This window comes from Ruminococcus sp. D54t1_190329_F1 (assembly GCF_015551645.1).
GTDB lineage: Bacteria > Bacillota > Clostridia > Lachnospirales > Lachnospiraceae > Blautia_A > Blautia_A faecis.
In genome coordinates this window covers 1-18,897 of sequence record NZ_JADNDC010000034.1, presented here as the reverse complement: position 1 = coordinate 18,897, position 18,897 = coordinate 1, and the positions used below count along the sequence as shown (strand labels likewise).

Annotated in this window: 16 protein-coding genes and 3 pseudogenes; 2 read left to right on the top strand and 17 right to left on the bottom strand. The window is 46.0% G+C overall.

All coding sequences use genetic code 11. From position 1 onward, the window contains the following. Positions 1-343 precede the first annotated feature (343 nt). The 11 genes from ftsX to I2D69_RS14865 all read right to left on the bottom strand — a co-directional run bounded on the left by ftsX (position 344) and on the right by I2D69_RS14865 (position 13,820). A complete protein-coding gene (gene ftsX / locus I2D69_RS14915; RefSeq protein WP_148463242.1) occupies positions 344-1,252 on the bottom strand; it encodes a permease-like cell division protein FtsX in 909 nt (302 codons plus the stop codon). Continuing rightward, entirely contained in the window at positions 1,242-1,925 is a 684-nt protein-coding gene (gene ftsE / locus I2D69_RS14910) for a cell division ATP-binding protein FtsE (protein WP_118578359.1), read from the bottom strand. The genes ftsX and ftsE overlap by 11 nt, the downstream gene beginning before the upstream one ends. A gap of 271 nt (positions 1,926-2,196) precedes the next feature. Beyond that, positions 2,197-3,285: a helix-turn-helix domain-containing protein gene (locus I2D69_RS14905; protein WP_173716296.1), complete on the bottom strand. Its 1,089-nt coding sequence runs from the start codon at positions 3,283-3,285 to the stop codon at positions 2,197-2,199. Between the two features lie 388 nt (positions 3,286-3,673). Beyond that, positions 3,674-4,543: a YitT family protein gene (locus I2D69_RS14900; protein ID WP_148463244.1), complete on the bottom strand. Its 870-nt coding sequence runs from the start codon at positions 4,541-4,543 to the stop codon at positions 3,674-3,676. A 25-nt stretch (positions 4,544-4,568) separates the two neighbouring features. Continuing rightward, positions 4,569-6,773: a nitric oxide reductase activation protein gene (locus tag I2D69_RS20245; protein WP_227199091.1), complete on the bottom strand. Its 2,205-nt coding sequence runs from the start codon at positions 6,771-6,773 to the stop codon at positions 4,569-4,571. Continuing rightward, a complete protein-coding gene (locus tag I2D69_RS14890; RefSeq protein ID WP_118578362.1) occupies positions 6,763-7,683 on the bottom strand; it encodes a MoxR family ATPase in 921 nt (306 codons plus the stop codon). The genes I2D69_RS20245 and I2D69_RS14890 overlap by 11 nt, the downstream gene beginning before the upstream one ends. 68 nt (positions 7,684-7,751) lie before the next feature. Next, positions 7,752-9,866, bottom strand: coding sequence for a glutamine synthetase III (locus I2D69_RS14885; protein ID WP_173773491.1), 2,115 nt, complete (start codon positions 9,864-9,866; stop codon positions 7,752-7,754). Positions 9,867-10,065: 199 nt separating this feature from the next. Further along, on the bottom strand, positions 10,066-10,965 hold the full coding sequence (locus I2D69_RS14880; protein ID WP_347708398.1) for a diacylglycerol kinase family protein: 900 nt from the start codon (positions 10,963-10,965) through the stop codon (positions 10,066-10,068). Positions 10,966-11,165: 200 nt separating this feature from the next. Next, entirely contained in the window at positions 11,166-11,945 is a 780-nt protein-coding gene (gene trpA, locus I2D69_RS14875) for a tryptophan synthase subunit alpha (RefSeq protein WP_118578364.1), read from the bottom strand. Then, positions 11,938-13,122, bottom strand: a complete 1,185-nt coding sequence (trpB, locus tag I2D69_RS14870; protein ID WP_195380168.1) for a tryptophan synthase subunit beta — start codon at positions 13,120-13,122, stop codon at positions 11,938-11,940. The genes trpA and trpB overlap by 8 nt, the downstream gene beginning before the upstream one ends. Before the next feature lie 47 nt (positions 13,123-13,169). Continuing rightward, complete coding sequence (locus tag I2D69_RS14865) at positions 13,170-13,820, bottom strand: phosphoribosylanthranilate isomerase (RefSeq protein ID WP_195380149.1); 651 nt, start codon at positions 13,818-13,820, stop codon at positions 13,170-13,172. Here I2D69_RS14865 and I2D69_RS21195 point away from each other — a divergent pair. Beyond that, a pseudogene (locus I2D69_RS21195) lies at positions 13,735-13,967 on the top strand (DUF6783 domain-containing protein); the annotation flags it as partial. The gene I2D69_RS14865 and the pseudogene I2D69_RS21195 overlap by 86 nt on opposite strands. Here I2D69_RS21195 and I2D69_RS21190 read toward each other — a convergent pair. The 4 genes and pseudogenes from I2D69_RS21190 to I2D69_RS21185 all read right to left on the bottom strand — a co-directional run. Then, positions 13,948-14,025: pseudogene (locus tag I2D69_RS21190) on the bottom strand (DUF6783 domain-containing protein); the annotation flags it as partial. The pseudogenes I2D69_RS21195 and I2D69_RS21190 overlap by 20 nt on opposite strands. A 28-nt stretch (positions 14,026-14,053) precedes the next feature. Further along, positions 14,054-14,851 (bottom strand): indole-3-glycerol phosphate synthase TrpC, encoded by a 798-nt coding sequence (trpC, locus tag I2D69_RS14860; RefSeq protein ID WP_195380148.1) that lies wholly within the window; start codon positions 14,849-14,851, stop codon positions 14,054-14,056. A 142-nt stretch (positions 14,852-14,993) separates the two neighbouring features. Beyond that, on the bottom strand, positions 14,994-16,007 hold the full coding sequence (trpD, locus tag I2D69_RS14855) for an anthranilate phosphoribosyltransferase (protein ID WP_195380147.1): 1,014 nt from the start codon (positions 16,005-16,007) through the stop codon (positions 14,994-14,996). Between the two features lie 38 nt (positions 16,008-16,045). Then, complete coding sequence (locus tag I2D69_RS21185; protein ID WP_306467785.1) at positions 16,046-16,198, bottom strand: DUF6783 domain-containing protein; 153 nt, start codon at positions 16,196-16,198, stop codon at positions 16,046-16,048. On the opposite strand from I2D69_RS21185, the pseudogene I2D69_RS21180 reads away from it, so the two are divergent. Next, positions 16,136-16,282, top strand: a pseudogene (locus I2D69_RS21180) (DUF6783 domain-containing protein); the annotation flags it as partial. The gene I2D69_RS21185 and the pseudogene I2D69_RS21180 overlap by 63 nt on opposite strands. On the opposite strand, the gene I2D69_RS14850 reads toward I2D69_RS21180, so the two are convergent. Further along, positions 16,216-16,785 carry an aminodeoxychorismate/anthranilate synthase component II gene (locus I2D69_RS14850; RefSeq protein WP_173719753.1) on the bottom strand — a complete coding sequence of 190 codons (570 nt, stop codon included), beginning with the start codon at positions 16,783-16,785 and terminating at the stop codon, positions 16,216-16,218. The pseudogene I2D69_RS21180 and the gene I2D69_RS14850 sit on opposite strands and share 67 nt — an antisense overlap. Further along, positions 16,782-18,308, bottom strand: a complete 1,527-nt coding sequence (gene trpE, locus I2D69_RS14845) for an anthranilate synthase component I (RefSeq protein ID WP_173719752.1) — start codon at positions 18,306-18,308, stop codon at positions 16,782-16,784. The genes I2D69_RS14850 and trpE overlap by 4 nt, the downstream gene beginning before the upstream one ends. Positions 18,309-18,897: the final 589 nt, after the last annotated feature.

Below are 18,897 nucleotides of genomic sequence, written 5' to 3'. Positions count from 1 at the left end.
CTCCTCATTATACAAGTTACAAATTTTATCCAATTACCAGCATTGGGGCAAATGATATTCCTAAGCAAGTCATTTCAGGTGCGCCCTTAGTGCAGGTGAGATCCACAGCTTACGAAGACTTAACATCGAAGGCTCTCCTGAGATGTTTAGTCGTAGTTAGCTGTTAGCTCACCGGAGCGTTGCACCGACTTGCGTGGAATATCATTTGACCCAATGCGTCCGCCTTGAAACACCTTACTTGTTTTTATACAAAAGGACTGCCAGATCTCTCCAGCAGCCCCCATATCCTCTTCTCATATTCTGGCGGAATGCGAATAACCGCCCTTATTGTAAAACAGAACTCTCACACCTTCAAGTGTTTTCTTGTAGTAATAAAGCTTCCCACAAGACCAATTCCAATTCCCAGTGCCAGCGCCACCGGAACCAGTGTCTGGTAGATCTGTCCAACCGGAATGAAATCTACAACACCCAGAAGTACGCTGAACTTGGTATATACATAGGTTACCACATTATTGTAACAGAAATACAAAATGATCAGTGGAATTCCCGCACCGATCAGTCCCAGGATCATACCCTCCAGAAGGAACGGAGCACGTACAAAACTATCGGTAGCACCAATATATTTCATAATTCCGATCTCGTCCTTACGAACTGTAATACCAACGGAAATGGTATTACTGATCAGGAAAATGGCAATCAGCAGCAAGATCACGATCACTGCCACAGACACATAGGAGACAATACGGTTAATGGAACCAAGAGTCTTGGCAGCCTGCTCAGACTGATTAACCTCTCGTACATTATCCAGTGTCTTGATATAGGCAACCAGCTCAGACTGTTTCTCAATGTTGTTCATATACACACGGTAGTTAGATGAGTTTGCCAGCGGGTTATCATCCTTGAAACCGTCTGCTGCCTCAGAGTCATCACCGAAGTATTCCTGCTTCATCTTCTCCCAGGCTTCATCACCGGACTCAAACTCAATCTTGGAAACCTCCGGGCGCTGCCTGATCAGTTCTCCAACTGCATCCATCTGCTCCTGTGTGGTTCCTTCATTAAAAAGCACTGTGATCGGCACATCTTCCTCAACCTTATGCGCCAGCGTATTCACATTATTTACAATGGAAAAGAAAATTCCGAAAAGAAAAATACATGCTGCCATCGTAATAATAGAAGCAATGGAAAACATGAAATTTCTCTTGATGTTCTTGATACCCTGCTTCAGAGTATACCAGATGGTACTAGGCCTCATAATATTCTCCCTCTTTCTCGTCGCTGATGATCACTCCATTATGCATGGTCAGTACACGCTTCTTCATGGAATTGACAATCTCTTTATTGTGGGTTACTACCAGAACGGTGGTTCCACGCTGGTTGATCTCCTCAAGGAGCTTCATGATCTCCTCGGATGTCTTCGGATCAAGATTACCAGTGGGCTCGTCTGCAAGAAGGATGTCCGGGCGGTTTACAATCGCTCTGGCAAGAGCAACTCTCTGCTGCTCTCCACCTGACAGCTCGTCCGGGTACGCCTTGTATTTCCCTGCAAGTCCAACTTCCTGAAGTACCTCCGGAACTCTCTTGCGGATAACTCTGGTAGGACGGTTCACAACACGCTGGGCAAAAGCTACATTCTCATACACATCCCTGTCCTTCAGAAGACGGAAGTCCTGGAATACGACACCAAGCTTACGGCGGTATTTGGCCACACGGCGGTGCTTCATTCCCTCAAGCTTCTCTCCGCTTACGATAATCGTACCGGATGTGGAATCCAGTTCCTTCAAAAGCAGTTTGATCAGCGTGGATTTACCGGAACCGCTATTTCCTACTATAAATACGAATTCACCTTTATCTACATGGAGATTGGCGTGATTCACTGCCGGCAGTCCCGGTCCATAGGACTTGCTCACATCTATCAGATCAATCATGATATCCTCCTAAATTTTTCATGTAAAAATTCAATTCAGCAGTTTGCTTAATTTTTATGTAACATTATTGTAATATATGTCTGGTAAAAATGCAACCTTATTTTTTGCAGTACCTTATTATACCAGAGAAAACCAAGAACGCAATAGATTTCACAAAGGAAACACAAAGCAGGTCCAGAAATGCTTTTCAAACAGGCTCTAGTCCAGCACAAAGATGAAAAATGCCTGCCACAAACAAATGCAGCAGGCACAGAAATTACAAATATGAAACTTAATACTCCAGAGTCTCCATATACTTCATGTATCTTACAACCATCAGCGCGATCTTGAATGTGATCGCATCCTCGAATACACGAAGGTCAAGTCCGGTGCTCTTCTGGAGCTTGTCCAGACGATAAACCAGAGTATTACGGTGAATGTAAAGCTGTCTGGAGGTCTCGGATACATTCAGGCTGTTCTCAAAGAACTTGTCGATGGTAACCAGAGTCTCCTCGTCGAAATCATCCGGGGACTTGCCGCCGAAGATCTCCTTAATGAACATCTTGCACAGCGGGATCGGAAGCTGATAGATCAGACGGCCTATTCCAAGAGAGCTGTAAGCAATAACGTCCTTCTCAGGTGAGAAAATCTTGCCTACATCAAGAGCCATTCTGGCTTCCTTGTAGGAACGGGAAACTTCCTTCAGCTCGCTTACGATAGTTCCGTATGCAATATGTGTAGTATTCTCTTTCTCAAGTCCTAAGGTATCAAGGATGGTCTGGGCAAGCTTGTCCATCTCCTCGTATCCTTCGTTCTCCTCAAGTTCCTTGACAATGATAATGCTCTTCTCATCAACAGCTGTGATAAAGTCCTTGCTCTTGCCGCCGAACAGACTCTTCACGCTCTCCATGGAGCTGTGCTCTCTCTCCTGCTCAAGCTCCAGGATCATAACCACCCGTCGAACATCAGCATCAATATGAAGCTTCTTCGCACGATTATAAATATCTACCAGAAGCAGGTTATCAAGAAGCAGGTTCTTAATGAAGCTGTCCTTGTCAAAACGCTCCTTATATGCAACGATCAGGCTCTGGATCTGGAAAGCGGCAAGCTTTCCTACCATATAAGTATCTTCATCTTCTCCGTGGGCGACCAGAATGTATTCCAGCTGGTAATCATCACAGACCTTGAAATACTGATAACCTTTCACAAGCTGGCTGGCAGCCTGGGATTCCACAAATGCCTGAATATCCTGTGGCTGAATCTCAAATTCACTGTAGGTGGACGCCAGTGTCTTGCCATCTGTGTCAATAATGCAAAACTCCGTCCTAGATATCTCCCTGAGCCCCTCAAGTGTATTCTGCAGTACCTGATTTGATATCATTACCCTTCCGTCCCTTCTTGTAAATTATAGGGCTACTGGTCTCACAGCTGTCAATGTATTCCAGGATAGTGAAAACATTGTCAAAGAGAGCAGTAACATTATATGTTCGCCGGTATACCCGGCATGAATCGCTGTCCATTAGTGCCAAAATTCGCGGTCTCAAATCTGTAATATTGCACAAAACCTCAGACAGTCTTAGGAAAATCTACTGATTCCAAAAATTCATGAACCTATTTTAATACAAAATCACCAAAAAAGGAAGAGGAAAGTAGAAAAAATTTACAAATTTCCAGCATATTTTTTTAACTTTTTCTATATCACTCCAATTTCAAGCCCTATTTTCCCCTTTTTTTGCGGTGCGCAAAAGGCTTTGGTAAAGTTTTCCTTTTTACTTACGTTCAATAAATCCCTCACCATGGACTTCACGCACGTCAGACACGATCACAAAAGCATCTGGGTCAATATGGTCCACCAGCTCTTTCAATGCCACGATCTCCTTGCGTCCCACAACGCAGTAAAGAAGCAGCTTGTCCTGGCCGGAGTACATTCCCTTTCCGTGGATTCCGGTCACGCCGCGATCCAGTTTGTCCATAATTTCTCTGGAAATCTCGTCAGGCTTGCTGGTAATGATATACGCCTGTTTGGAAAATTTCAAACCTTCGATCATGCTGTCAGATACCTTTGTCACAAGGTAAACGGCGATGATGGCATAAAGTGCTTTCTGCACACCGAACACATACATACCTACAAGTACAATGGCTCCGTCAATAAACTGCATAATCTGGGCAATGGAGTAATGGCGGAGCTTCCGCTGAAGCAGTGCCGCCATCATGTCTGTGCCCCCGGTAGTTCCTCTTCCAAGAAACACAAGTCCGATTCCAATTCCCTGGATCACACCACCATAAACGGCTGCCAGCAAAAGATCATTTCCTGCAATGTCAAATGCCGGAAGAACCGCCAGCCAGAATGACAGGCAGATTTCTCCCACCAGTGCCCTTTTCACAAACTGGAATCCACTAAGCTTCATTCCAATCAGAAACAGCGGGATATTCAGACTTAAGTTCGTGATCCACAGTGGGATGCCTCCCGGCACGACTCCCTCTGTCCACTCTTTTACCAGGATCGCAATACCGGAAAAGCCTCCGGTTACCATACCGGACATATCGAAAACACTGTTTATGGCAGTTGCCATAAGGGCTGTACCAACAATGATCATCAGATAATCCAGGAAGGCAGCTTTTTTGTTATTTTGAAACATGGCGTTACCTCCGTATTCTGCTTTCTTATTCATCATCCTCCAATTGCTTTGTAAGATATCTTCCAACGATTTTGGAAAATCCGGTAATATTCCGGATATATGCAAAATCCTTTCCAAAAATCTTCTTCTCCGTCGCCAGATCTTTCTCTTCCCCGGCGAAAACACCCAGCACGCTCACTCCCTGGCTGCGCAGCTTACGGATCTGGGCTGCAGTGTCGGTAATTGCATACTTCCCATGATACGGTGCCGGATTCTTCGCATTGGGACGATTGACAATAACATCGTAAGGACGTCCATCACTGAGAATGATCAGAATCTTTTTCTCTTCCTCCCGGTTCAGAAGGCCGTATCCTGCTGCCCGGATGGCAAGTCCGTCACGGTTGTTGGATGATGTTACATAGTTAAATATATTTTCATTTGCACTTCTTTGGTCGTCATATTCTCTGAAGCGGTGGAGAATGGTATAGTCCCAGAAGGTGCAGTAGCTCATCACTCTGTGGGGCAGCTCTGCATTGCTAAGTGCCTCGCTGATAATGTAGGCCTGCAGCGCTACCTCGCCCTGGCGGCTCATCTGGGAACCACTGGCATCGATCAGCACATCCACCACAAAATCAGAAGAATCCCCCTTCAATTCCCGCCTAAAAACCTGTGCATCACTGCTTCTTCCAAGCCGCCACAGCCTTGATGGAACAATCATTCCTCTGTCTGAAAGAATCTCCTGATTTTCACTTTTGATGACCAGTGACTTTTTCAGCATTTCTGTGAGAAGGGCGATATTCCGCTTCACAATGCGGTGTTTGTCATGATAAAGCCAGATATTCTTATTTTTCAACCTTTTTGCATATTCATACTGGTAATTTCGTTTTACCGGACTTTTCAGAATTCCCTCAGTAAAATACAGGCTGCAGTCGCTGTGAATGTCACGGCACATCAGCTGGTTCATCCGCTTCTCTTCCAGCTCGCTCAGATAAGTTTTTCCAAAATTCAGTTCCACATAGGTGTGGGCTTTTTCCAAAGCCTCCGGAGGCAGAACTGTAATTTTCTGTTTCGATTTCCGTTCCTCTTCCATCTCCCGGGTGACATCCGCATTCTCCATACCCGCCACATTGGAGGTAAGCTGCTCCATATAGCTTTCCAATGCATCCTCATACATTTCTTCGGAAAGATAGTCGTGCCAGTCAAACTCCGTCAGATCTTCCATAGTGACAGCAAGCACCTGCTCAAGGGTTGCCTTTTGGGAAAAGTCGGGGTCAGCGACTTCATTGTATACTGTGTCTATGATGCGAATTAAAGACATTGTATCCGCAGTCTCTGCTGCGTTGGAAATTAAGTCAATATAGTGATAGATTCCTTTGTATTTTCTATCTTTTTGTTTATTTTTCGTTGTTTTTGTTATGATTTCATTTGACGCATCAGCATTTTCTGCTATTATTCCGTTCAATGCATCCGCATTTCCTGTTATTATTCCGTTCGATGCATCCACATTTCCTACTATTATCCCATTTGATACGTTCGCATTTTCCACACTATCCGCCGATTTTTCCTCACTTCTGGAATCAGCCTGCGGATTCTTCTTTTTCAAAGAAGTGTTTTCTCCTCTGTCAATCCGCCTTCTCAGCAAGTTCACTCTCAGATAGCCCAGCTTATCTGTTGCCGACGGCATAGTCTCATACTCCTGATCCAGTATGTCCTCGCAGGCTTTTCTCTGCATCTCCCAGATTCCAGGGCGCTGTTCACAGATCCGTTCTCCTATGGCTTCTTCAATACAGAGCTGTGAAACAAAGGTAAGCGCCGCTTCATCCGCGCCCATGAAGATTTTTTTCACCAGATACATTCCCAGAAAATCTTTATCAAAGAATTTCGCCAATGCGCCCTGCTTAATCCCATCATACAATGCAATATCCTTTGACCTGAGGAACAGGGAAACATCCGGCTTCATCTGCTGGGTGTAGTCCCCGCTGATGGTCCAGAGCAGATTTCGGATACGGTTTTCCAACTCTAATTGATAATCCTGGAGATTCAGTTCTTCACAGTTATCCTCTCTTGCCTGAAAATTTTCGCTTTCCTCCGCTACAGGTACTTCCATTGAAACTTTTTCTGATTTCTTATCCCCAGCTGCAATTTTAATTTTTTCTTTCCCAATAGCTGATTTCTTCAAAAATTCCTCTGCATCTTCAAGATCAACCAATTTGGCAGAAATTTTTAAAGATTCGTTTTCTTTATTCTCCATAAACATCTTCCCGGGTCCAGCCCTGTGGAATTCTGGTTCGCACCACATCCTCCACGATTTCCTTCTCAAACACATCAAATGTTTTATTCACAATGCCCATGCGTACCGCCTGCCATGGGGAAAGCCCGGTACGCACGATCTTCATAGCAGCAAGCAGGCCGCGAAGATCCAGCGGCTTTGTAGAAATCTCGCTGTTCATGGATTTCTGCTGCAGATCCAGAAATACTCCCATAAACTGCTCCACAGCCTCTTTCTTTGCATCCGGGAACATCCTGTTGAAAATAAATCCAAGCGTTTCCTCATTCTGCGCCGGCATGTCAATCACCAAGAAACGGGAAACCAGAGCCTCATTCAGCTCCTTGGTTCCGGCATACCCGTAATTCATGGTTCCAATAAATCTTGCCGCCGGGTGAAGGTCTATTTTGTCATATCCTGGCACATCAATAGACCGACGGTAATCCAATGTGGCGTGAAGTACAGAAACCGCATCATTCTTCGCCATATTGATCTCATCCAGAATACCGAATCCGCCTTCCTCAGCACACTGGTAAATGCTTCCCTTACGCAGCTTCACCTGATTATCCACGAAAGTATCTGTTCCAATCAGGTCACCACTGTTTGTATTCACATGGAAGGACACGTTATACACCGGTCTCCCGAAAATATATGCCAGATTCTCTGCCAGCACATTCTTTCCCGTAGCCTTCGGTCCTGCCAGAAGCAGATTCTCCTGCTCCAGCACCGCTGCCATGGCCATCTCCAGTGTTTCCTTCCCATAAAATGGCAGTGCCGGCTTTATCCGTCTGTGCTTCGCTTCCTCTGAAACACCATATTCCTGTCGAAACTCTTCCGCCGCCTTAATAAGCGCCGCACTGACGCCTTGTTCCTCTAAAAAATCAAATTCACTCATCTTTTTCCTGCTTTCACTTTACCTCTTTAATAGAAAAGAGGACTGCGGCTGCAGTCCTCCTGATCACTTTACGGCTCAAACACCAGATCTCCATAAGATGGCATCGGCCACATATCTTTATCCACTAACATTTCCAGTTCGTCAACCGGCTCTCTTAATTTCTCCATTGCCGGAACCAGTTTCTCTCTGCAGAACACTGCCCTGTCACGTCCTTCCGGATGCGTCTCGATCTGATCTACCAGCTTGCTCAGCTTATTCATGGTACTGTTCACTTCTTTCAGAAGCTTGCTTGCTTTCTTCAGAAGATCCATCTGAACGCTCACGTCAATTGGTCCAACTGCCTTCACCTGATTGATGGACTCTGCCAGTACAGTTGTATACTTGATAACTGCCGGAATGATCTGCTTGGTTGCCATGTCCACCATGGTTTTCGCTTCGATGTTAATTGCTTTCGCATAAATCTCATACTGGATCTCCGCTCTGGACTCCAGCTCAGTCTTTGTAAATACTCCAAATTCTCCGAACAGTTCTACTGCCTTATCTGTAGTAAGTGCCGGAATGGCATCTACCATAGATGGCAGAACAGGAAGTCCGCGGCGGCGTGCCTCTTTTTCCCATTCAGGAGCGTAGCCATTGCCGTTAAATACGATTCTCTGATGCTCGGTAGCGTATTCCTTGATCAAATCATGAACTGCCAGATCAAAGTCTTCTGCGCTCTCCAGAACATCGCAGGCTTCCTTAAACGCCTCAGCAGTAATGGTATTCAGCACCACATTGCATGCGGAAATGGAATCCTTGGAACCAACCATACGGAACTCGAATTTATTGCCGGTAAAAGCAAAGGGTGAAGTACGGTTACGGTCTGTAGCATCCTTCATGAAATCCGGAAGCGTCTTAACGCCTGTATCCATTTTCTCCCCTGTCTTACTTCTTGTAGCAGTACCAGTGCTGATCAGCTGCTCCAGCACATCCTCAAGCTGCTCTCCAAGGAAAACCGAAATAACAGCTGGCGGAGCCTCATGGCCGCCAAGGCGCTGGTCATTTCCAACATCTGCAGCGGACTCACGAAGAAGATCTGCATGCTTGTCAACTGCTTTCAGGATACAGGTCAGAACCAGAAGGAACTGAATGTTCTCATGTGGTGTCTTCCCCGGCTCCAGAAGATTAATTCCGTCATCAGTAGTCAGGGACCAGTTATTGTGCTTACCGGAACCATTCAAGCCTGCAAAAGGTTTCTCGTGAAGCAGACAGCGCATGCCGTGACGGCTTGCCACCTTTTTCAGGATACGCATCATGATCTGGTTGTGATCTGCTGCAATATTAACAGGTGCATAGATCGGCGCAAGCTCATGCTGTGCCGGTGCAACCTCATTGTGCTGGGTCTTGGCTGTAACTCCCAGCTTCCAGCACTCTTCATTTACTTCTTTCATATATGCGGAAACTCTCTGACGGATGGTTCCGAAATAATGGTCATCCATCTCCTGTCCTTTCGGAGGCATGGCTCCAAAAAGAGTGCGTCCGGTGTAAACCAGATCCTTTCTCTGCATATATTTCTCTTTATCAACAAGGAAATACTCCTGCTCTGCACCAACAGATGGTGTCACCCGTTTGGAGGTCGTATTTCCGAAAAGTCTGAGAAGTCTTAATGCCTGTGTATTGATGGCTTCCATAGAACGAAGAAGCGGTGTCTTCTGATCCAGCGCTTCTCCTGTATAGGAACAGAAAGCGGTAGGAATGCATAAGGTTCCACCTGCTGCATCATGTCTTACAAAAGCCGGTGAGGTACAATCCCATGTTGTATAGCCTCTTGCCTCAAAGGTGGCACGAAGTCCGCCAGATGGAAAAGAAGATGCATCCGGCTCTCCCTTGATCAGCTCTTTACCGGAAAAGCTCTGAAGGACCTTTCCATTCTCCATAGGTGCGGTGATAAATGCATCGTGCTTCTCTGCAGTTACGCCTGTAAGGGGCTGAAACCAGTGACTGTAATGAGTGGCACCCTTCTCGATGGCCCATTCCTTCATCTCGTGGGCAACCACATCTGCAACCTCCATGGAAAGCTCCTTGCCCTCTTCAATGGTTTTCTTCAGCTCTTTGTAAACCTTCTTCGGCAGACGGTCCTGCATGACGGAATCATTGAATACATCACATCCGAATAATTCCTTCACATTAACATAATCTCCCATTGTTCCTCTCCTCTCGTTCATCTCGCTGCTTATTTCCCCAGGCTGCCATTTATCTGCGGTACCTTCTCTCCATAAACAACGATTCATCACACATTACTGGTTCTTATTTTTTCACATGTAAGCACTCAATGCTTTCACAGGTGCAAGGCAAAAAACGCGCAAAAATTCTCTCTGGTGATACCAGCCGGTCTCACCCTGTTTACTTGTCGCTCTTCAGGCAAAGGTTCAGCGCCTGCTGCAGATTCTCAATCTCTACCAGCCTTGGGCTTCCGCCGTACTCACCATCCAGTGTCCATGCTACTTCTTCCTCTGCTTCAACTGTAAGCTTTCGTGCCTTGAAAGAATAAATCAGGTCAGAATTATCCTCCATGTTGAGAAGATTCCGGATAATCTCCTGCATTTCCAGCGGGTTCTTAGGCTGTACGATCAAAGTGACCTCAAAAAGGCCGTCGTTCATATCCACATCCTTGGTCAGGTTCTTAAATCCGCCCACAGATCTGGAATTGGTGACCATGCCGTAGATAAAATTATCTTCGATCACACCATTCTCTGTTGTCACTTTCATATGGTAAGCCTTGATATCCAGAAGTCTCTTGGCGCCTTCCAGGACATAAGCAAGATGGCCCAGAATGTTCTTCAGATCCTGACTTGTCTCATAAGACACATCTGTAAAAAGACCAAAAGCAGCTACATAGGCAAAAGTCTGGCTGTTAAATCTGCCTACGTCGCATCTGTAAATCTCTTCCTTCATGATCATAGATGCCGCATCCAGCATATTTTTCGGCATAAAAAGGCTGTTGGCAAAGTCATTGGTGCTTCCTGCCGGTATGTATCCGACCGGAACCTTGCTTCCCATCTCGGTAATTCCTGTAACCACTTCATCCAGCGTGCCGTCACCGCCGCTGCAGACGATCAGATCCACCTTGTCTGCATATTTCTTCACCTGTTCATAGGCATCCTTCGGGGCCTGAGTTGCGCGGATGATCACCTCATAACCGCCTTTATTAAAGATATCTACTATATCCATCAGAGATGTCTTGATCTTGCCCTTCCCTGCTTTGGGATTAAAAATAAATACCAGTTTTTTCTCCAACTTCATTCCTCTTTTTCATTACCATTTATTTTACACATAAAATTAATTCACATATGATACTATAAAAAAAAGAGGGCAAAATGTCAACGCTTTTGCCTTCTTTTATAGTCTTTTTAGAATTAAAACAAGCTAAATTTTTTTGGTCTGTTCTGCTTATTTTTGGAAAAACTGAAGCATTTCTTTTCCATTTTTTATATTCTTCCTGCTTAAGCCTCACGCACAGCGTCTTTCATAGACTTTACATAATCCTTTACATATGGGACGCAGTTTTCTCCATGTGCGGCACAAATTTTCACAATGGCGGAGCCTACAATCGCACCGTCAGACTGGGCAGCCATTTTCTTTGCCTGCTCCGGGGTGGAGATGCCGAAGCCTACTGCACAGGGAATGTCCTTTGCAGCTTTTACCAGCTTCACCATCGCTCCGATATCGGTGGTGATCTGGGTTCTGGTTCCGGTTACGCCAAGGGAGGAAACGCAGTATACGAAGCCATTTGCCTCTTTTGCAATCCGGGTGATCCGGTCGTGGGATGTGGGGGCGATCAGGGAAATCAGCTCCAGACCATACTGTTTGCAGACCACGTCGAACTCCTCTTTTTCCTCAAAAGGTACATCAGGAAGAATCAGTCCATCCATTCCAATTTCTGCTGCTTTCCTGATGAAACGCTCTGTTCCATAGGAAAAAACAACGTTTGCGTAAGTCATAAATACCATTGGGATACTGGTTTTTTTACGGATTTTTACCACCATGTCAAAGATCTTGTCTGTGGTTACTCCGCCGCTTAGTGCACGCACATTGGCTTCCTGGATCACAGGACCTTCTGCTGTCGGATCGGAAAACGGGATTCCAAGCTCAATAAGGTCTGCCCCTGCTTCCTCCATTGCATAGACAAGCTGCTCGGTGATCTCCAGAGATGGATCCCCGCAGGTGATAAATGGGATAAATGCTTTTCCTTTTGCAAATGCTTCTGAAATTCGGTTACTCATGGATATCCTCCCCTCTGTATCTTGCGATTGCTGCACAGTCTTTGTCGCCCCGGCCGGAAATGGTGATAACTACGCACTGATCCTTGCCCATCTGCGGCACGATTTTTCTTGCATAGGCAACAGCGTGGGCGCTTTCAATGGCAGGAATGATTCCTTCTGTTTTGGAAAGATATTCAAAGGCTTCTACTGCTTCTTCATCTGTTACGGGTACATACTGGGCGCGGCCAGTGTCGTAAAGGTGGGCATGCTCCGGTCCGATTCCCGGATAATCCAGTCCTGCGGAAATGGAGTAAACCGGCGCGATCTGTCCGTACTCGTCCTGGCAGAAATAGGATTTCATTCCATGGAAGATTCCAAGTCTGCCAGTGGCAATGGTGGCTGCGGTCTCTGCAGTGTTTACGCCGCGGCCTGCTGCCTCGCAGCCGATCAGCTGTACTTCTTTGTCTTCAATAAAGTGGTAAAAGGTTCCGATGGCATTGGAGCCGCCGCCTACACAGGCAAGGACTGCATCTGGAAGCCTGCCTTCTTTTTCCAGCATCTGTTCTTTGATTTCTTTGGAGATAACTGCCTGGAAATCGCGGACAATGGTTGGGAAAGGATGAGGGCCCATAACGGAGCCCAGTACATAATGGGTGTCTGCTATACGGTTTGTCCATTCACGCATGGTCTCGGATACGGCATCTTTCAGGGTGGCAGTTCCAGAGGTTACAGGATGAACTTTTGCTCCAAGGAGACGCATCTTATATACATTTAACGCCTGGCGCTCGGTGTCTTCTTTTCCCATGAATACCTCGCATTCCATTCCCATAAGGGCTGCTGCAGTGGCTGTGGCTACACCGTGCTGTCCGGCTCCGGTTTCCGCGATGACACGGGTTTTGCCCATTTTTTTTGCAAGAAGCACCTGACCTAAGACGTTGTTGATCTTGTGGGCACCGGTGTGGTTTAAGTCTTCTCTTTTTAAATAAACCTTTGCGCCGCCAAGGTCTTCGGTCATGTGAGCTGCGTAGTAGAGACGGGATGGTCTTCCTGCGTATTCATTTAAAAGTTCTGTAAGCTCCCGGTTGAATTCCGGATCGTCTTTATAGTGGTTGTAGGCTTCTTCCAGTTCGATCACCGCGTTCATCAGGGTTTCGGGAATATACTGGCCGCCGTGGATTCCAAATCTTCCGTTTGACATAGTGTTGGTTCCTTTCGTTTCGCTGTTTTGTATATGAATTACTTTCTTCACTCTAAATCTGCTTCCCGCTCTTTTCTGTATGCTTCCAGCGTATTAATCTGCTTCAGCATACGGGCAATCTGCTGGATTTTCGCCCGGTCTTTTCTTCCATCGGTTTCCAGGCTGCTGCTTAGATCTACAGCCCATGGGTGTAAGGTTCCGATGGCGCTGCGGAGGTTTTCGGGACCGATTCCTCCGGCAAGAAAGAATGGGCGGCGGACTGGGGGAACCAGGGTCCAATCGAAAGGTTCGCCGGTTCCTCCTGCTCCCTGGTCTAAGAGGATGTAGTCGGCAGGGCTTCGAAGGGCCCGCTGTACATCTTCGGGTGTTTTTATGGAAAAGGCCTTGATGACAGGCTTTCCGGTCATATTCTGGATTTTTTCGATGTAGTCTTCGTCTTCATCCCCGTGAAGCTGGGCTGCCCATAGGGTGCCATCTCTTAATAAGGAAATGGGGAGTTCCGGGGCAGCGTTTACGAATACGCCTACAGGAAGGATTTCCTTGTCCAGTCCCTTAACCAGGACTTTGACCCGTTCTGCCGTAAGGCTTCGTCTTCTTCCTGGAACTTCAATTATGAATCCCGCAAAATCCGGTTTTGCTTCATTTACGATTTCAATATCCTCTTTGCAGGTCAGGCCGCAAATTTTTAATTTTGCCATACTGTTTCGTTCCTTTTCATTAATTTTTTATTTTCCAACTATTTTATCAGCACATTATACATCTCCGATTGCCAGAGCGTGTTTGAAAAAGGCTTTCTGCAAGATGTGCGTCACAATTTGTGGGAGATTTTGCCCGGATGAGGACGCCGTAGTTGGCTACGGCAACCGAATTCGGGTGAAATATACCGCAAAGTGGGACGTGCATGGAATATCACTTATCACCATGAATCAGCTCAGACAATCCCTGCATTTAATGCCCCAAGTGCCGCTTTCTTGTCAGGGCTGCGCATTAAGGTCTCCCCGATCAGGACTGCATCTACTTTGTTTTCATATAATATACGGATATCCTCCGCTGTCTTAATACCACTTTCTGAAACAAACACCGTATCAGCCGGTGCCATGTTCCGCAGTCTGATACTATTTCCCATATCAACGGTAAAATCATGGAGATTCCGGTTGTTCACTCCCACGATTTTTGCTCCAAGCTTCAAAGCACGGTCCACTTCCCACTGATCATGAGCTTCTACCAGAGCATCCATTCCCAGCTCCTGTGCCAGTTCCCCAAAGGCTTTTAACTGGCTGTTATCAAGAATCGCACAAATCAGAAGTACAGCGGAAGCCCCAAATGCTTTTGCCTGGTAGAGCATGTACTCATCTACTGTAAAATCCTTTCGAAGCACCGGAATATTCACTGCCTGGGAAATTTCCTGCAAATACCTGTCTGCGCCCTGGAAATAAAAGGGCTCTGTGAGGCAGGAGATTGCAGAAGCACCGGCCTGCTCATATTCCTTTGCAATGTCCAGATAAGGAAAATCTGGTGCGATCAATCCTTTTGAAGGAGACGCTTTTTTTACTTCACAGATGTAAGACATTCCCGGCTTTTTTAATGCCTCCAGAAAAGAGATTTTTTCCTCGGCATGTTTCGCCAGATTGGAATTCTGCTGTGAGATAAGTTCCCTTAATGGGACTTTAAATTTTTCCTCCGCAATACGCTCTTTTGTGCGCGCTGCTATCTCGTTTAAAATACTCATTCTATCTCCTGTAAAACTCTCTGTGATGTCATTCTCTCTTGTCGTCATCTTTATCCAAATGAGTTATATTGTTATTCTTTTCTGTGTTATTTTGTTTTGCAATGTGATTATTGTCATTTTTGTTATTATTTGTGTTTACTCATTACTCCTGGTTGCTCTTTTCTATAAATTCTTCCAGTTTCTTCAGGGCAGCCCCACTGTCGATCAGCTGCTCTGCCATCTTCACACCTGCTTCAATGGAAGCTGCTTTGCCTGCAATATAATGTGCGGCACCAGCATTCAGACAAACTGCATGACGTTTCGCCCCTGTCTCTTTGCCTTCCAGAATTGCTTTTGTGATTTCGGCGTTCTCCTGCGGGGTTCCTCCCTGAAGCTCCTCTTTTGTGCAGCGCTCATAACCAAACTGCTCCGGAGTGAGTACATAGGATGTAAATTTGCCATCTTTGATCTCGCATACAGAAGTCGGTGCACTCATGGAAATTTCATCCAGACTGTCCTGTCCGAAGACAACCATTCCTCTTGTTACTCCAAGATTTGCCATGACCTGCGCAAGAGGCTCAACAAGGGCTTCATCATAAACACCCATCAGCTCCATATTGGCGCCAGCCGGGTTGCTTAACGGTCCAAGAATATTAAATACAGTACGGATTCCCAGCTCTTTACGGATTGGAGCCACATACTTCATTGCAATGTGATAGTTCTGTGCAAACAGGAAGCAGATTCCGATTTTTTCCAGAAGTTCCTGGCTTTTTTCCGGTGGAATTGTGATCTTAACGCCCAGAGCTTCCAGCACATCTGCGGCTCCGGATTTTGAAGAAGCAGCTCTGTTTCCATGCTTTGCTACCGGTACACCTCCTGCTGCGATCACAAGGGAGGCAGTGGTGGAAATGTTAAAGGAATTGGAGCCGTCTCCACCAGTACCTACGATTTCCAGTACATCCATGTCATGAAGCAGCTTGATGCAGTGTGCTCTCATGCCTGCCGCGGAAGCGGTAATCTCATCAATAGTTTCCCCTTTCAACGCCAGAGCAGTCAGATAGGCTGACATTTGTACCGGAGTAGCTTTTCCGCTCATAATCTCGTCCATTACCTCTTCTGCTTCCAGATAGGTTAAGTTCTGTTTCTTCGATAATTTGATAATACTTTCTCTGATCATTTTTTCTGCTCCTCTCTGATGTTGTCCTTTATAAATTGTCAAATCTGACTTGCGCTTCCAGAGCGTGTTTGAAAAATCATTCCCGCAATCTGCACGCCCCACTTTGCGGTATATTTTGCCCGAATTCGGTTTCCGTAGCCCGCTACGGCTCCCTCATCCGGACAAAATCTCCCACAAATTGTGACGCACATCTTGCAGAAAGCCTTTTTCAAACACGCTCTAGAAAATTCTCAATCATCTTCCTTCCATCGGGAGTCATAACAGACTCCGGATGAAACTGCACACCGTAAACCGGATATTCCTTATGCTCCACTGCCATGATTTCTCCATCTTCTGCTCTGGCTGTCACAACCAGCTCCTCCGGAAGAGTCTCTTCTATTGCTGCCAGGGAATGATATCTTGCTGCCGGGAACTTTTCCGGAAGTCCTTTAAACAGGACATTGGAACCGCACTGGATCATCTCATCTCTTTTCCCATGCTTCAGTTCTTTTGCATAGGAAACCACTCCGCCAAAGGCTTCGCAGATGCTCTGATGTCCCAGACACACACCCAGAATTGGGATTTTTCCAGCGAACTCTTTGATCACCGGAATACAGATGCCTGCCTCCTCCGGTCTTCCAGGACCCGGGGAAAGAACAATTGCTTCTGGTATCAACTTCTCTATTTCTCCCAGGGAAATTTCGTCATTTCGAACCACCTGAATATCCGGATTAACGGACCCGATCAGCTGATACAGGTTATAGGAAAAGCTGTCGTAATTATCAATCAGTAAAATCATTCTAATCCCTCCTCTGCCTGGCTGATGGCCCTTACCACCGCTCTTGCCTTATTCTGGCACTCTTCAAATTCTTTTTCCGGTACGCTGTCTGCCACGATTCCGGCTCCCGACCGGATACAGATTTCATCTTTTTTCTTATATACCAGACGGATTGCAATGCACACATCCAGATTTCCTGTGAAATCCACATATCCGATTGCACCGCCGTAAATGCCTCTCTTGCTTTGTTCCAGTTCCTGAATGATCTGGCAGGCACGGAATTTCGGTGCCCCTGAAAGGGTTCCTGCAGGTAAGATGGCATCCACCGCGTCTATGGCATCTTTACCCTTTTTGATGGTTCCTGTTACTGTGGAGCCCAGGTGCATGACACAGGAATAACGTTCCACAGTCAGATATTTTTCTACTTTTACGCTGCCAAGCTCACTGATTTTTCCAATATCGTTTCTTCCCAGATCCACAAGCATGTTGTGCTCGGCAAGCTCTTTTTCATCCTGAAGAAGATCCGCTTCCAGTGCTTTGTCCTCTTCCGGTGTTTTTCCTCGCGGCCTTGTTCCTGCCAGTGGGAAAGTGCTTAACTTGCCATGATCTAATTTCACCAGTGTCTCCGGGGAGGCACCTGCGATTTCAATGTCATCACTGGAAAAATAGAACATGTAGGGGGATGGGTTGGTAGCTCTCAGAACACGGTAAGTATCAAACAGGCTGCCCTCTGCTTTTGCCCTCATGGGGTTTGACAAAACCACCTGGAAAATATCGCCCTCGTGGATATAATGCTTCGCCGTTTCCACCATCTGGCAATATTTTTCTTTAGCGAACTGAGGCTGGATTTCAGATTTAAGCCTGATCGGAGGAAAGATTTTTTTCTCACCCTTTTTGATCAGCTCTGTCATTTCTTCCAGTTTTTCACAGGCCTGTTTATAGGACTTTTCCAGATCATCTGTCATCACACCTGTAATAAGAAGAACCTTCTGACGGTAGTGGTCGAATGCGATCACATCATTAAACAGCATCAGATCCAGATCCCGGAAATCCTGCTGTTCCTTATCTTTTAGTTCCAGCTTGGGCTCACTGTATTTGATGTAATCGTAGGAGAAGTAACCTACCAGACCGCCGGTAAATGTGGGCATATCGTCCATAACCGGACTTTTGTACTGACTGATGATTTCACGGATGGCATCGCCTGGATGGGCAACCTGTCGAACCTCTTCTGTACTGCTTTCTGTACTGCTTTCTGCAGCATTGCCGCTTCTACCAAAAGTTTCCGTCTTACTGGTTTTTCGAATTCGCAGGATTCCGTCTGTACAGGTGATTTCCATGGAAGGGTCATATCCCAGAAAAGAATACCTGCCCCACGCTTCGCTCTGGCTGGCGCTTTCCAGCAGATAGCAGTGATGACTTGCCTTTTGCAGAATCCGCATCATCTCTACTGGTGTGTAGCTGTCTGCGTATAACTCTTTGCAGATTGGAATTCTTTTGTAATCTCCTGCTGCCATTTCCCTGATCTTATCAAATGTTGGATACATAGAACACCTCCCGATTTATTTCCTGAACAGTGCACGCGCCGCATCCTCGCAGAGCGTTTTTAGGTGTAACAGGAACATTACGGAGTAATTTTCTAGTACACAAAAAACCCGTCCAGGACAGAATTTCCATATCTGTCAAGGACGGGTCTGAATATTCACCCGCGGTGCCACCTTGCTTCACGATAAAATCGTGCTCTTAACGGAATACCATCATATTCCTGACAACTGACGTATGTCCTACGTCGCATAATACTTGGCTTCTGCAGAATCTACTTTCATGCTTCAATCAGATATGTCTGCAATTCTCTGCATTTGTTCTGCCTTTCCATGCGCCCTCAGCGGCCCATTTAACAAACTGCCTTACCGCCCGGCTCTCAGCCTCCCGGACTCTCTGTGGGTGCACGATTGTTTTTATTCCCGCTTCATCGGTTTAGTTCGTTGAATCGAATTTTTATTTAAAATAGCATACAGGCAATGAATTGTCAAGCAATTTTTTCATATTTTATAAACATTATGAACCATTTATGATAATGTCCTAATATACCATAAAGGAAAATGTCCCAATGTAGTATAATGCTTCCATCAACAG